Raw genomic sequence first — 15,559 nt, forward strand, 5'->3', positions numbered from 1 at the left:
TGAAACTAAAGGAACCACCAAATGCTCAAAATCTATTAACCCCTTAAATCTGCCATTAATACGACTAAAAAAATGAATACCCTTAGCTAGAGATTAAATCTATTTATTATTCAAAAAAGATTTTTTTTCTTGTTCTAGCAATAAACGAAAACTTATATTTAAAGAATTTATTTTGGCATTAAAACACTAAGCGAAAGAGCTTCCCTCAATTTTTCACGTAAAAACAGGCCTTCGCTTTCTTTATGATGGTCCCTTTTGGTTTTTAGCTTGTCCCATCCTGAAAACCTAAGCTTCTAAATATTGTTTAACTGAATTTTTAAAAGTATTCCAATAGTTGGTTCGTCTCATGAAAGCTTATTACGTCACACGAGTTACATGGATAGTTATTTTATTTAATCTTTCCATAATTCACAATCCACTTTTTGCATTACAAACAAATGACTTAATCTTTAATTCCAATTCTTCAGCGGTAGTAGTAGAAGGGACCACAGACATCGTACTGGATATTAATACAACCGAAGGAAACAATGGAGCAACGGATGTTAATATTCACTATGCTATCACTGGAATAGATGCAGGTAATTTCAAAATAAATACTACGACTGGTGAGCTTAGCTTCACAGAAGCTCCTTATTGGGAGAACCCAGTGGATACTAATACCGATAACATCTACGAATTGACAGTTATCGCCAACAATGGCGGCACCTCAGCAGAACAAAACATCAAAGTGTTTGTGTTCCCAGAAAGCAAGCTCAGAGGCACCGTATTGCCTCTACAGTTGGGCCATACTTTTATGGGGGAAGTAGCAGGTGATTTGCTAGGCCAGTCAATAAGCCTTAGTTCTGACGGAAAAACCTTGGCCTTAGGTGCCGATGGAAATGCTTCTGGCCATGTTAGCCTATATCGCGACAATGATTATGTATGGCTACAGATCGGCAGCGACATTGAAGGGGAAGTAGAAGGTGACAATTTTGGGCATTCGGTCAGCCTGAGTGCCGATGGTAACACCGTAGCCATTGGAGCTTACAACCATAGTAAAACACTTTCTGGATACTATGAGGGATACGTCCGTTTGTATCGCTTTGACGGCTTAGAATGGCAACAGATAGGAAACGATATAGATGGAGAATCCAAAGGCGATCACTCAGGTTTCTCAGTAAGTCTGAGCGCAGATGGTGATGCTATTGCCATTGGAGCCCCTTTTAATGATGGAAATGGGATTGATTCTGGGCAGACACGTCTCTACCGTTATAATGGACTGGATTGGCAGCAAATTGGTAAAGATATCGATGGAAAAGCAGCTGGCGATAATTCAGGCATGGCTGTAGGTCTGAGTGCTGATGGTAGTATTGTAGCTATTGGAGCCAGCGGCAACAATGAGAATGGAAATGATATTGGCCGAGTACGAATTTATTCCTATAATCATTCAGGCTGGAATCAATTGGGCAACGACATCATTGAAGGAGCCTTAAACAATATATCAAGCTACTCTGTTAGCCTGAGTGCAGATGGTAGCACCGTGGCCATTGGCTCATCTTATAATGAAGGAAATGGTGATCAAGCTAGCCATGTAAGACTATACTACTTCAATGGCTCTCAGTGGCAACAGATGGGAAGTGATATTGATGGAGAAGCTGTAGGTAACTATTCAGGTAATTCAGTAAGCCTCAGTGCCGATGGTAGCATCGTGGCCATTGGAGCTCCATATAATGGAGAGAACGATTTTTTATCTGGACAAGCTCGGCTTTTCCGCTTTGATGGTTGGCAATGGAAAAAGTTTGAATTTGATATATTCGGAGAGACCGCGGGGGATCTTTCTGGAAATTATGTAAGTCTCAGTGCCGATGGACGCAGAATAGCTATCGGAAGCCACTCGAATGATGGAAATAGTATTGATGCAGGGCAGGTAAAGGTGTTTGTGTTAAATGAAACAAATATACCCTCACTAATTAATTCTTTACCAGCAAATGGCACTACTGATTTCGAAGGCACAACAATATTTTTGGGTTTCAATACACCACTGGCAAAAGTTTCCGGAACTATATCTTTGAAAGATGCCTCTGACGATTCCGTACTCTGGAGCGTGGGAGTAAACCATCCCTCTGTTGTTGTCAACTTTTCTTTGGTAACCCTGAATTTAAGAAGGCCATTGCCAATGGGAAAAGAAGTGTATTTGAACATTGATTCTAACGCATTTAGGAGTAAGGATGGTATTTTTTTTAAAGGCATTTCAGACAATACCACATTGCGTTTCTTTACCCCTACCCTACCGGCACTGACCTCATCTACACCAACCGATGAAACCACTGAATTTGATGGTTCCGCCATTACCTTAACATTCGACAGGGAAATGGAAAAGGGAACTGGCTCAATCTCAATTCACGATGCCGAAGATGGTTCAGCACTATGGTCGGTCGGGGTAAACCACCCCGATGTGGGCACTGTGGGCGAAACGGCAACGCTAAATCTCAGAAGGCAGCTTCCTACGGACAAGGAAGTCTACTTGAACATTGACCCTACCGCGTTCAAAGATACTCAGGGCCGCTTCTACGCAGGTATCTCGGACCCTTCTACGCTCAATTTCTTCACCACTACCACTCCTAAATTGCTTTCAAGCTTACCTGAAGACAATGCCATCGGCTTCGATGGGTCAACCATATCCCTCACGTTCGACCGTGAGATATACAAGGGCATGGGTACCATCGCCCTAATGGACGCTTCGGACAACTTACAACTTTGGGCCAAGGGGGTGAACCATCCCAACATTTCCATCAATGGTGCTGTAGTTACCCTGGACCTTAAGAAACCGCTGGATGTCAACACAAATGTTTACGTAAATATAGCCCCCACTGCGTTCAAGGATGCCAACGGCAAATTCTTCAATGGGATTTCAGATAACACAACACTCAATTTCAATACCTTGAACAGTGGCGCAGGTTCACCCGCCATGTTAAATGTGAATGAAGGTCGAAATGGCTACAACTATTCAAAAGTATCCGTTTACCCCAACCCTACTTCTCAGGAAGTTTCAATCGAGTTGAACGATGTGGGAGAAGAACCAACCGTGATTATTACCAATCTATCGGGCGTAGAAATGTTCAGGAAAGAAAGGGTCGCCACCCGCCAGTTGAAGGTTGACGTGAGCAGCTACAGCCAAGGCGTGTTCCTGATCTTAGTTAAAACCCAAAACGGTGAAGTGTTCAGGAAGAAAATGTCGGTGGTTAGATAATGAAATAGATTCAGATAAATGATCATAGCTAAAACCAAAGGTCAAACAAGGCCTTTGGTTTTTGGTTAAATTACAACAAGCCATCGTGAACCCACCTCTAAACCGTTGCCATTGAAGAAAATTGGGAAAGTCTGGATTTTGAAGCGGTTATTAGGAAACTTTAGATGCTTCCTTCGTCAGCAAGGAAAGGGTTGAACAAGCTATTTAATCGAATTCTTTCTCTGAAACTAAAGAGTTAATCAATCTTGCTCTTCCTCAGAACAACGGTTACAACGTACCAATTAACACATTGAACGATAAACCATAAACTAACTCCCCATCTCTTTTAAATACTGCCGAGGTGTTTTGCCTGTTACCTCCTTGAACTTTCGGTTGAAATTGGATAGGTTATTAAAACCCGATTCAAAACAAATTTCAGCTACGGATCTATCGCGATTCAACAGCGCTTTACACGCTTGGCTTACACGATATTCATTCAAAAATTGCAAGTACGTTTTTCGGGTGTGTTGCTTAAAATATCGGCAAAAAGCAGTCACACTCATATTCGCTACAGCTGCTGCCTCTTCCAAGGCAATGGCACGCTGATATTGCTGCATGGTAAACCGAAAAATATCATTTAAGCGCTTGCCCTCGACTTCGTTGAGCCGTTTCATTTGCCCTTGATTTGTAAGGAAAGCAAAATCCTGATTCGTGCTCAACTCATTTAAAATCTGCAAGAGCAGAATCATGCGGTTCAAACCTTCCGCTTCAAAAATATCCTGAATCCAGCGACCTACAGTTTTGGCTCCTTCAGCATTCAGTTTCATCCCCTGTTCTGCATGCATCAACAACTGTAGCAAAGCCTTAGACTCTGGCAAGTTTAAAAATTGACTTCCAAAAGTATTTTGGTCAAAGAAGATTGAAAGTGACTTCGCTCTTAAATCACTGTTTTCCTGATAATATCGGGCATCACTTCTAAAAACATGCGGCACGTTAGAACCTATCAAAAAAACATCTCCTGGTTGAAAAGCTCCTAAATAATCACCATAAATCAGGTTCCCTGTGCTCTCTAGGATTACGGTCAGTTGAATTTCAGGATGCTGATGAAGTGTGTCATAAAAGAAAAGCTCATCATCCACTTGAATATGAAATGAGCTCTGTTCTGTTTTCGGTATTTTAAAAGGTAAGGCCTTCATTGATACGATCTATTCCATAAATAGATAAACCAAATTTCAATTTAGCTAAAATCATATCATTTTCTGCAAAAAACAGAAAAGCATATTGATGGCGTCAGCCGTAGCTTTGAATAAATACTACAGTCATTCCGAACCCGTTTGGGAATCCGTCTGAAATTCAGACAGGCCCTGAAACAAGTCTAGGGTGACGAGTAGTTTAAAATTGACAATATCACCATCCTTCCTTTCCGTAGGGAAGACAAATAAGAATAAAATGAAAGTTGAATGGAAAGGGGTATATCCCGCAGTAACCACAAAATTCAAAGAAGACGATACGCTGGATTTCGATATGTTCGAAACCAACATTAAAGCGCAACTAGAGGCTGGTGTTGACGGCATAATTCTAGGAGGAACGCTTGGTGAAGCGAGCTCTTTGATGGAAGATGAGAAGGATGTTTTGGTAAAAACCACCGTTGAAATCGTTGATGGCAAAGTGCCAGTGGTTATGAACATTGCCGAACAAACTACCAAAGGAGCCATTTTGGCGGCTGAAAAGGCGCAAAAAAATGGAGCCAGTGGGCTTATGATGCTACCGCCCATGCGTTATAAGGCCGATGACCACGAAACTGTCACTTATTACAAAGCCGTGGCCAACAGCACCGATCTTCCAATGATGGTTTACAACAATCCTGTAGACTATAAAATTGAAGTGACACTAGACATGTTTGCTGAATTGGCCGAATGCGAGAATATCCAAGCCGTTAAAGAATCGACCAGAGACATTTCGAATGTTACACGAATGATTAACCGTTTTGGCGATCGCTTCAAAATTCTTTCTGGCGTTGACACTTTAGCCCTGGAAAGCCTTTGTATGGGTGCCGATGGCTGGGTTGCCGGTTTGGTTTGTGCTTTTCCTAAAGAAACTGTCGCTATTTATAGGCTTCAAAAAGCTGGAAAACTAGATGAAGCTTTGAAAATTTACCGTTGGTTTTTGCCTTTGTTGGAACTGGATATCAACGCAAAACTGGTTCAAAACATTAAATTGGCTGAAGTTGCTACCGGCATTGGGACAGAGAATGTGAGAGCACCACGATTGCCATTAATGGGCAAAGAAAGAGAACATGTGCTTCAATTGATCGAAACAGGTTTGAAAAACAGACCTGAATTACCAGACTATTTAAACCTATAAAATGATTCAAGGAACCAACTTTATTGGAAACACAGCCTCTAAAGAAGGCCAACCCTATTTGACCGCTTTTAATCCTGCTGATGGAAGCTTATTCTCCGAGCAGTTTTACATCGCTACTCCTTCGGAAGTTGACGCTGCTGTTGAAAAAGCAGCTACCGCTTTTGATGTTTACAGTCAAATGCCAGCAGCACAAAAAGCCGATTTTATTGATGCCATTGCAGATGAAATCATGGCTTTAGGCGATGAATTGGTAAAAAGAGCTTGTGGCGAATCAGGTTTGCCCGAAGGCAGAATTCAAGGTGAAAGAGGTCGAACTTGTGGTCAATTGAAAATGTTTGCTTCGCTTGCAAGGGAAGGTTCTTGGGTAGAAGCTACAATCGACACGGCTCAACCTGAAAGGCAACCTGCTCCTAAACCAGATTTGCGTAAAATGCAAACTGCCATTGGCCCAGTTGTAGTATTTGGAGCCAGCAATTTCCCTTTGGCGTTTTCTACTGCGGGAGGAGACACAGCCTCAGCTCTAGCAGCAGGAAACCCTGTCATTGTGAAAAGCCATGAATCACATTTAGGCACTAACGATTTGGTTTGCCAAGCCATTTTGAAAGCCGCTGAAAAAACGGGAATGCCCGATGGCGTGTTTTCCATGGTAAATGGTGGAATTCCTGTCGGTCAGCAACTGGTTCAACATACTTTGGTAAAGGCAGTAGGCTTTACGGGTTCATTCAAAGGAGGCAAAGCACTTTATGACCTAGCCACACAACGCCCCGAACCTATTCCTGTGTATGCCGAAATGGGCAGTGTAAACCCTACTTTCATCTTACCTGAAAAATTAGCCGAAAACCCGGATGTGTTGGGCAAAGTCATGGCGGCTTCTGTCACTTTGGGCGTTGGCCAGTTTTGTACCAACCCAGGCTTGATTGTGAGCCTTCAATCGAAAGGTCTTTCTGCATTTTCTCACGCTTTGGCGGAAGCTCTGGAGGCTACTGCGCCTGCTTCAATGTTAAATGAAAAAATTGCCCATTCTTACTATGCCAACCGAGCGGAATTACTGGAAGAAGAAGGCGTTAAAGTAAATGGCAATTCTGAAAAAGCAGACGGTAACTTCGGAAAAGCTTTAACCGCAAGCGTTTCCGCTTCTACATTTCTGGAGAACCCAAAGCTTCAGGAAGAGGTTTTTGGGCCTTTCACGCTTCTAGTGATTTGTGATAGCGAACAAGAAATGGAAGCCGTTGCTCAATCCTTACAGGGGCAGCTTACGGGTACTTTAGCCGCAACTGAAAACGATTTGGTGAGCCATTCCAAAGTAGTTAGAGTCTTAACGCAAAAGGTGGGCAGAATTCTGTTTAACGGAGTTCCCACTGGGGTTGAAGTTTGCCCTGCCATGCACCACGGAGGCCCATTTCCTTCCACTACCGATGCTAAGTTTACTTCCGTAGGAACGGACGCTATTTATCGTTTCACCCGACCTATTGCTTATCAAAACTGGCCAGATTCACTTCTGCCATTAGAGTTGCAAAACGGCAATTCAATGGGGATTTGTAGAACCGTTGATGGCGAAAAAACAAAGGCAGCACTTTCTTAAAATGAACTTTATAACCGCTGAAGAAATTGAATCAGTTTTCAGTTATCAGGAATTTATCCCGATACTGAAAGCTGCGTTTACCCAAGATTACGAAGTTCCTCAGCGGCATCATTATGAATATGGCAATGGAGTGGGAGAAAACACTTCCACTCTTTTGATAATGCCTGCTTGGAGTAATGGAGAATTTGTAGGCATAAAAACAGTAACCGTTTCACCATACAATGGGCAGTTCAATTTGCCTTCTATTCAAGGCGTTTACACTTTGATAGAGGCCAAAAATGGACTTGTAAAAACGTTGATGGATGCCAAAAGCCTTACCGTAAAAAGAACGGCCGCTACTTCAGCCTTAGCTTCGAGTTTTCTTTCTCGGGAAGATTCCAAAACGCTTCTTATGGTCGGAACGGGAGCATTAGCACCTGAACTTATAGAAGCGCATTGTGCCATACACCCAATAGAAAAGGTGATGATTTGGGGAAGGAATTCTTCAAAAGCTCAAAAAGTGAAGGATGAAATCAGATCACTTAATGTGGAGGTTGAAGTGGTTGAAAATCTGGAAAGCTCAGTTTCACAAGCTGATATTATTTCAGTCGCCACTTTAAGTTCCGAACCATTGATATTTGGAAAATGGCTCCAACCGGGCCAGCATTTGGACTTGGTGGGCGCTTATCGGCCCGACATGCGAGAAGCTGATGACTTGGCACTTTCCAAATCTTCCGTCTTTATCGATCATCAAGGAGCACTTAAAGAATCTGGTGATTTGGCCATCCCCATTAAACACGGAATCTTCTCAACAGAAATGGTGAAAGGCGAACTAAAAGAATTATGCAAAAAAGAAGAAACGGCCAGAACCAGCAACCAGGAAATAACGCTTTTTAAATCCGTTGGGCATGCCTTAGAAGATTTAAGCGCAGCGCTCTATATTCTAAAGAAATTAATGAGATAAGGGGAGAATTGAAAAATGTGATAATGACTTAGAATGAAGCTATCAAAAACAAAAACGCCTGAATAACAAAAAAGTACCTTCGTATTGAATGTGTTTACTCTTTAAATTGATTTTGTAAATCACCAACATAAGTCTGACATGGAAAAAGAAGAGTTCATTACAGCATTTAAAGCAAGGACTAAAAAGCTGGCGGTTTCAATAATCCAATTTTATGGCAACATGAAAAAAACAGATGCCACCTATATTGTCGGAAAACAACTTGTAAGATCAGCTACTTCTACCGCTGCAAACTATAGAGCCGCATGTATAGCAAGATCTCAAGCTGAATTCTTTGCTAAAATATCTATTGTTACCGAAGAAGCAGACGAAACCTTATTCTGGTTAGAAGTAATTGAAGAGTCTAATATGGCAGCAACCAAAGACGTTCAACCTTTAAAAAATGAAGCCTTAGAAATTCTAAAGGTTGTATCCAGAGCACGCAAAAATGTAAAAAGATAATATTCATTAATTCATTTACTCCTTATATCACTAACTCATTAATTCACTCACCCAATAACTCATTATCCTATTAAATGAAAACCAAACGATTCTTTTGCATTGATGCGCATACTTGCGGTAATCCTGTAAGGCTGGTAGCTGGCGGTGGACCATTGCTCCAAGGCGCTAACATGAGCGAAAAAAGGCAGCACTTTCTCAAAGAATTTGACTGGATTCGCAAAGGATTGATGTTCGAACCTCGCGGTCATGATATGATGTCGGGCAGTATTCTTTATCCCCCTTCTGATCCTGCGAACGACATTGGAGTTCTATTTATCGAAACGAGTGGATGTTTGCCAATGTGCGGTCATGGCACTATCGGCACGGTTACTATTATGCTTGAAGAAGGACTGGTAACGCCTAAAAAGCAAGGCGAACTTCGTTTGGAAACCCCTGCAGGACTTGTTCTGGTAAGTTATCAGCAAGAAGGCAAAAAAATCACTTCCGTTAAATTGACCAATGTTCCTGCTTATTTAGCAGCTGAAAATCTGGAAGCAGAATGCGACTTACTTGGCAAGTTTAAAGTGGATGTTTCCTTTGGCGGGAATTTCTATGCCATAATCGATCCTCAAGAAAACTATCGGGATATGGCAGATTACACTGCATTGGAATTGATTGGGGCCAGCCGACAAATTCGTGAATATATGAACAAGCATTATACTTTTGTTCATCCTGAAAACCCAACCATCAACGGACTTTCTCATGTGCTATGGACAGGCGAACCTACACAAGAAAATTCTACTACCCGTAATGCCGTTTTTTATGGTGAAAAAGCCATCGATAGATCGCCCTGTGGAACAGGAACTTCTGCCCGAATGGCGCAATGGGCTGCAAAAGGAAAACTGAAAAAAGGAGATGAATTTGTGCATGAAAGCATTATCGGGAGCCAATTTGTTGGCCGCGTTGAAGACACGACCATATTAGGTGAGAAATCCGCGATCATTCCGAGCATTGAAGGTTGGGCCAGAATCACAGGCTACAATACCATCTTAATAGATGAGGAAGATCCTTACGCGTTCGGCTTTTCAGTAATTTAATTAATTTTCATTCGGTTTAAAGCCTCAAAATTCTCTTTCGATCCAAGTTTTCTTCGAAAGAGAGTTATCGAGAAGAAGGTCATAATTTTTGGAGAATCTAAGGTATGCAAAGCAAAAAAGTAATTGTTGTTGGAGCAGGAATAGTTGGGTTGAGTACTGCTTATGCCTTGCAGAAAAAGGGCATTGAGGTTACCGTTATTGACAATACCGATGGCAATAACAATTGCTCATTTGGCAATGCGGGCTATGTTTCTCCTAGTCATATTGTGCCTTTGGCTTCTCCCGGCATTATCAGTCAGGGACTGAAATGGATGTTGAACCCTGAAAGTCCGTTTTACATTAAGCCTAGGCTAAATGCAGATTTAATCCGTTGGGGACTTCTGTTCAAAAAAGCGAGTACGCAAAAACGGGTCGATGCCGCAGTTCCTGTTCTCAATGAACTGACCATTCAAAGCAAAAGCATTTATGAAGCCATTCTAGCCGAAACCCAGATTGAAGCAGGCTATTCCGATGATGGTTTGCTCATGCTTTGCAAATCAGAAGAAAGTCTTCATCACGAAGCTGAAGTCGCCCATATTGGTGATAAATTAGGCTTGGACACAGCGGTACTTTCAGCCCAAGAAACAGCTGATTTAGAGCCTGGAGTTGAGTTTGACATCACGGGCTCAGTACTATTTAAGTGCGATGCTTGGATGACCCCGAATGCTTTTATGGCTGGTTTCAAAAGCCACCTTCTTTCTAAAGGAGTTCAGGTTAAATACAACACCAATGTGCTGGGCTTTGAAAAGAACAAAAATCAAATCACTGGTATAAAAACCAATAATGGCATTTTTACAGCCGATGAATTTGTAATCGCTACGGGATCATGGTCGCCTGATTTGGTTAAATCATTGGGCATCAAAATACCATTGCAAGCGGGAAAAGGCTACAGCTTCAATGTCGAAAAACCGATTGTTAAACCTAAACACGCTTCAATTTTGGTAGAAGCGAGAGTTGCTACTACTCCCTTGATTGAAGGTATGCGATTCGCTGGAACAATGGAAGTTTCAGGCACACAACTGAATATCAACCCTAGAAGAGTGCAAGGCATTGTGAATTCCATCAGCCAATATATGCCTCAATTTGCCGAACAGGATTTCAGTAAAATAGAACCTTGGGCAGGATTGAGGCCTTGCACCCCTGATGGACTTCCTTACATTGGACGAGCTCAAAAGTATAAGAATCTCTTGATCGGAACAGGCCATGCCATGCTTGGTTTTACCCTCGGACCAATTACGGGCAAGCTTTTGGCAGAAGAAATTACGGGAGAGAAAAAGACCATTGAAAGCCCCTTAATTCAAGTGGACAGATACCAATAAGAACCGAAAATCAAGTTTTCCAGACCTTTTCAATGTTTTAGACTTGGAAATGTAAACATTCGATAACATTTTTCAGTAATTAACTAAAACCATTTTACCTCAACCCCATAACCACACAAGGTTTAAGTTTGAAGGTTTAATCTATGGGGAAATCAGTAATTGTTATCGGGTCTGGTGTTGCGGGGTTAGCTACGGCCATTCGGTTGGCGGCTAAAGGACATATCGTATCGGTTTTCGAAGCCAATAGTTATCCAGGAGGGAAATTATCAGAAATCAGATTGGGAAAATATCGATTTGATGCAGGCCCCTCTTTGTTTACTCTTCCTGAAGAAATTGAAGAACTGTATAAGCTCTGCGGTAAAAATCCAAAAGAGCACTTCGATTACGCTAAGCTAGAAGTTACTTGCAACTATTTCTACCCAGATGGCACTGAAATCAAAGCCTATGCTGAAAATGGGGCTTTCATAAATGAAGTTCACAACCAAACCGGTGAACCGAAAGAAAACTTAAGCTTGGCACTGGAAAAAAGTGAGTTCTTGTATCAGAACCTCTCCCCTCTCTTTCTGAAAAACACCCTTCACAAAGTCGGCACTTGGATCAACGGAAATGCATTAAAATCGTATCTCCGAATTCCTCAATTCGATTTTAACAAGAGCATGAACGAAGTAAACGAAAAGCGATTTACTTCTGACAAAGTAGTTCAGCTTTTCAATCGATATGCTACTTACAATGGCTCTGATCCTTATCAGGCTCCAGCTACCATGAATATCATTCCCCACCTAGAGTTCGGAAAAGGTGCTTTCTTCCCGAAGGAAGGGATGCACCAAATCACACAATCGCTATTTGAGTTAGCAAAAAGTGCCGGGGTGAAATTCTACTTCGATACGCCTGTGATCAAAATCGTAACGCACAACAAGGAAGCAAAGGGAGTTGACACAAAATTTGGCTTTCACAAAGCGGATCGCGTGGTAAGCAATATGGACATTGTGGGTACTTATGAAAAACTTCTGAAAGGAAGACCTAAACCAAGTCGTTTGCTCAAGCAACCCAAGTCGAGCTCTGCCTTGATTTTCTATTGGGGAATTAAAAAGAACTTCCCAAATCTAGATCTTCATAACATTTTCTTCTCGCAGAATTATAAGCAAGAATTCGATCACATTTTTCAAAAAGGAACCATTTATGATGACCCGACTGTCTATGTGAACATCACTTCTACCTTAAAATCAGATGATGCTCCAGAAGGTTGTCAAAACTGGTTTGTCATGATCAATACGCCCAACAATCAAGGTCAAGATTGGGATAAATTAATATCTGAAGCAAGATTGAATATTCTAAAAAAACTCTCTGCTTCTCTAAATGAGAATATTGAAAATTTGATTGAAGAAGAAGATTATCTCGACCCAAGGCGCATTGAATTGAGAACTTCTTCGGCTCAAGGTGCTTTATACGGCAATAGTTCGAACAACAAATTTGCTGCATTTCTTCGCCATCCGAATTTCAGCAAGCAAATTAAACATCTGTATTTCTGTGGTGGAAGTGTTCACCCAGGAGGTGGAATACCTCTGGCCCTTTCCAGTGCTAGAATCGTTTCCGATAACTTCAAATAGTTTTACCTCATTGTAACGAGCGTAGAATCTGAAGGCTCTAAGTTTTTGGCATAGAGCATTCTGTACTGATCGTAGCGCTCCAAAATCTTGGTTACGTAATTAACTGGTTCGTCTCCGCGACAGTATCCGTATCTGACAACAGGATCAGCGTAAAACTCATCCTTCATTTTAGCAACTAAGTAATCAGCAACATTACCTTCCCATTTTTGAGGATCCTTACCGTATTTTTTGGCTAACCGAACGGCATCCATCACATGGCCCTGACCTACGTTGTAAGAAGCTAAAATAAACTTCAATCTTTCATTTGGATCGTTCACTTTATCGTGCCAAAACTCTTCCAACCATTCCAGAAACTCCTTCCCTCCTTCTACATTCTGTTCAGGATCAAAAGGATCACCAACATTATACCTTTCAATTGAAGTATCTGTAAGCTGCAAAAGGCCTTTGGCGCCAGCCCAAGATTCTACTGAAGGATCAAACTTGGATTCTTGATAAGCGAGTGAAGCCAATAAAATCCAGTCTACATCTAGATCTTCAGCTGCGGTTTTGAAAAGGTGATCGTATGGTGAAATACTAGTTCCACCAACCGAGCTAAAATCACTCTGCGCTCTTATGTTCTGAGATTTTCTATACTTGAAATAACGGTTGTAAATAATGTTGAAATCAGGAGTTCGCTTCATGTTAGCCAACCATGTGTTGACCGTATCTTTCAACTCAGGTGCATTTTTTCTAACCGCCCAAGCAATACGTTGCGGAAAACTAATGGCCGTTTCTACATCCAAATCGGGATAATAAGTAGCATTGATCATGGCTACGTCCTCATCGGCTACGGTATAATCAATTTCTCCCGAAACTACCTTCTTAATCAACGATTCGGTATCTAACTGCCCTGGTTCTTCGATGATCACAATATCTTCTCCGATTTCATCTGAAAGATTTTGTAAGCGGGCGGAAAAGGCAGAACCCTTTCTGGTGTGCACTTCTTTTCCTCCTAAATTCAAAGGATTTCGAATCAGTGATTCTTCTATTTCGTGAAGTTTAAGCTTTCGCCAGTTCTTTGGCTTTCTTTGGACTAAAACTTGGCGAACCTCATTGTAATTATCTGTGAAGGCCACTTTTTGAGCCCGTTCCTTCGTTACCGTGAGGTGATAAGCCATAATATCGGCTTCACCCGAATTAATCATTTGGAACGCTTCATCTAGGTCTGAAGTAAGTTGAATCTTCAAAGCGAGACCTAAATCTTCTGCCATTCTGGATAGTAATTCGTATTCGTAGCCCATCGGTTCGCCCCGATAAATGAAGTAGCCTGTAGAGCTATTGTCCACAACGGCTATCAATGTGCCACGTTCTTTAACCTGATCGAAATCAAATTGAACTGGCTGCACTTTAGGTTCTTCTTGAACTAGAGCAACCGTTGAATTTGACGTGTTTTTCCTACAGGAAGAAACAAATACGAATGCGACTATTAAGAAAAGTTTGAGTGTAGTAGACTTTCTTTTTATCATATTCTCTCCCGATGGTGAGCAAAAATCCAAACTCGCTAAAGCGACAAATAGTTCAGATTCAGGGAGATAAAATATTCAAAAAAATTTAAAAGATACGTAAATCAGTGATTAATCACTGATTTACGTTATTTCCTGCAAGCCTTTTTAATTCAATTTCGGCCAGCTTTACATTGTATTGTGCGGTTATTTTTCTGATTTCAGCTTGTACTAAATTCACTTGAGCTTCGCGAAGTTCCACGGCATTTGAGTTACCTACTTTGAATCGCTCCAAAGCGATATCGTAGTTCTCACGAGCCACTTCTAAGTTTTGCTCTTCAAGCATTTTCAGTCTAATGCTGTTCTCGTAATTGATGTAATTTTTGCGCAAGTCAGATTCTAGAGAAAGTCTCAAATCCTCCATCTGCAAATCGTTCAGCTCTATTTGGATCTTTGCGTTCTGCTGTCTTCTTTTCAAGTCAAAGCCATTGAAAATAGTCCAAGAAGCACTAATTCCATAACTGGTACCTGAAGAAATGTTGCTTAATACCGCACCTGCATCAGAGTTTCTGTTGTTATATGAATAGCCAAAATTCACCCCAATGGTAGGGAATTTCTGTGCATTCACTTCCTTAATCTGTAAGTAGCTCACATCCCGATTTCTCTGAGCTCTAATAATGGCAGGGCTTAATTGAGCCGAAGCTAAGAGATTATCAATCGACAATTCTTCATCGGCTTCGAAGCTACTCTCAATGTCATAAACAGTTTCCAAATCCTGTCCCAAAAGCCTGTTCAACTCTACACTTACATTGTAAATAAGTTCTTGTTGAGAAAGTAAATTGGACGAATCAGCATTGTAATCTACCTGAGCTTGAAGAAAAACTAACTTAGAAGCCTTACCTACCTCATATCGAGTTTGGGCCAAATCCAATCTCTGACGGCTCAAATCCAACGCATCTTGAAAAACTCTAAGTCGCTCATTTTCCAAAACCACACGGTAGAAAGCATTTGAAATTAAGGCGATGTTGTTTTCAATTTGAACTCGTAAATCGTCTTCACCTAACAGCGCCTGATTTTTCAATCTTTCTCTGGTTACAAACATCCCCAAACCGTCAAAAATAGTCCAGTTTAGTTGAGGGGAAACGTTAAAGTTATTAGTAGAAGCATTTTTAATCTCATTGACTTCATTGCTTCTAGCCAATTGCTGAGTTACATTTTGCTCACTAAAACTTTTACTAGCAGTAACGCCAAACGTTGGCAAAAGGGCACCGTAGCTCAAGTCATAATTGTTCTGGCTGATTTCGGCCGTTTTACGCGATACCTTGATGGCCATATTATGTTCCAAACCAAGCTGAACCGCATCTTGAATAGTTAAATCAGTTTGGGCATGGGCATAACCCATAGCCCCAAGCATAAATATTATTAGTAATCCTATTTTCATA

At 41.3% G+C, this 15,559-nt stretch carries 11 protein-coding genes; 8 read left to right on the forward strand and 3 right to left on the reverse strand.

Annotated features, from left to right (window positions below):
- Positions 1-346 precede the first annotated feature (346 nt).
- Positions 347-3,229: an Ig-like domain-containing protein gene (locus ACXACJ_RS14970; protein WP_475135273.1), complete on the forward strand. Its 2,883-nt coding sequence runs from the start codon at positions 347-349 to the stop codon at positions 3,227-3,229.
- Between the two features lie 308 nt (positions 3,230-3,537).
- On the opposite strand, the gene ACXACJ_RS14975 is transcribed toward ACXACJ_RS14970, so the two are convergent.
- Positions 3,538-4,404 carry an AraC family transcriptional regulator gene (locus tag ACXACJ_RS14975; protein ID WP_475135274.1) on the reverse strand — a complete coding sequence of 289 codons (867 nt, stop codon included), beginning with the start codon at positions 4,402-4,404 and terminating at the stop codon, positions 3,538-3,540.
- A gap of 253 nt (positions 4,405-4,657) precedes the next feature.
- Between ACXACJ_RS14975 and ACXACJ_RS14980 the strand changes: the two genes are divergently transcribed.
- The 7 genes from ACXACJ_RS14980 to crtD all read left to right on the forward strand — a co-directional run bounded on the left by ACXACJ_RS14980 (position 4,658) and on the right by crtD (position 12,636).
- Positions 4,658-5,572, forward strand: coding sequence for a dihydrodipicolinate synthase family protein (locus ACXACJ_RS14980; RefSeq protein ID WP_475135275.1), 915 nt, complete (start codon positions 4,658-4,660; stop codon positions 5,570-5,572).
- Between the two features lies 1 nt (position 5,573).
- Entirely contained in the window at positions 5,574-7,154 is a 1,581-nt protein-coding gene (locus ACXACJ_RS14985) for an aldehyde dehydrogenase (NADP(+)) (RefSeq protein ID WP_475135276.1), read from the forward strand.
- Between the two features lies 1 nt (position 7,155).
- Positions 7,156-8,097 carry a bifunctional Delta(1)-pyrroline-2-carboxylate/Delta(1)-piperideine-2-carboxylate reductase gene (lhpI, locus tag ACXACJ_RS14990; protein WP_475135277.1) on the forward strand — a complete coding sequence of 314 codons (942 nt, stop codon included), beginning with the start codon at positions 7,156-7,158 and terminating at the stop codon, positions 8,095-8,097.
- A 138-nt stretch (positions 8,098-8,235) separates the two neighbouring features.
- The gene (locus ACXACJ_RS14995) at positions 8,236-8,595 is read left to right on the forward strand and encodes a four helix bundle protein (RefSeq protein WP_475135278.1); all 360 of its coding nucleotides are present in this window, start codon (positions 8,236-8,238) and stop codon (positions 8,593-8,595) included.
- Positions 8,596-8,669: 74 nt separating this feature from the next.
- Positions 8,670-9,671, forward strand: coding sequence for a 4-hydroxyproline epimerase (locus ACXACJ_RS15000; RefSeq protein WP_475135279.1), 1,002 nt, complete (start codon positions 8,670-8,672; stop codon positions 9,669-9,671).
- 104 nt (positions 9,672-9,775) lie between these two features.
- Positions 9,776-11,029, forward strand: coding sequence for an NAD(P)/FAD-dependent oxidoreductase (locus ACXACJ_RS15005; protein ID WP_475135280.1), 1,254 nt, complete (start codon positions 9,776-9,778; stop codon positions 11,027-11,029).
- 143 nt (positions 11,030-11,172) lie between these two features.
- A complete protein-coding gene (gene crtD, locus ACXACJ_RS15010; RefSeq protein WP_475135281.1) occupies positions 11,173-12,636 on the forward strand; it encodes a 1-hydroxycarotenoid 3,4-desaturase CrtD in 1,464 nt (487 codons plus the stop codon).
- A gap of 2 nt (positions 12,637-12,638) precedes the next feature.
- Here crtD and ACXACJ_RS15015 read toward each other — a convergent pair whose 3' ends face one another.
- Together ACXACJ_RS15015 and ACXACJ_RS15020 are read right to left on the reverse strand one after the other, a co-directional pair.
- Positions 12,639-14,141, reverse strand: coding sequence for an MltF family protein (locus ACXACJ_RS15015; protein WP_475135282.1), 1,503 nt, complete (start codon positions 14,139-14,141; stop codon positions 12,639-12,641).
- A 112-nt stretch (positions 14,142-14,253) separates the two neighbouring features.
- Positions 14,254-15,558, reverse strand: coding sequence for a TolC family protein (locus tag ACXACJ_RS15020; protein ID WP_475135283.1), 1,305 nt, complete (start codon positions 15,556-15,558; stop codon positions 14,254-14,256).
- Position 15,559 lies beyond the last annotated feature (1 nt).

Source organism: Roseivirga sp. AWQ4_251, assembly GCF_056158225.1.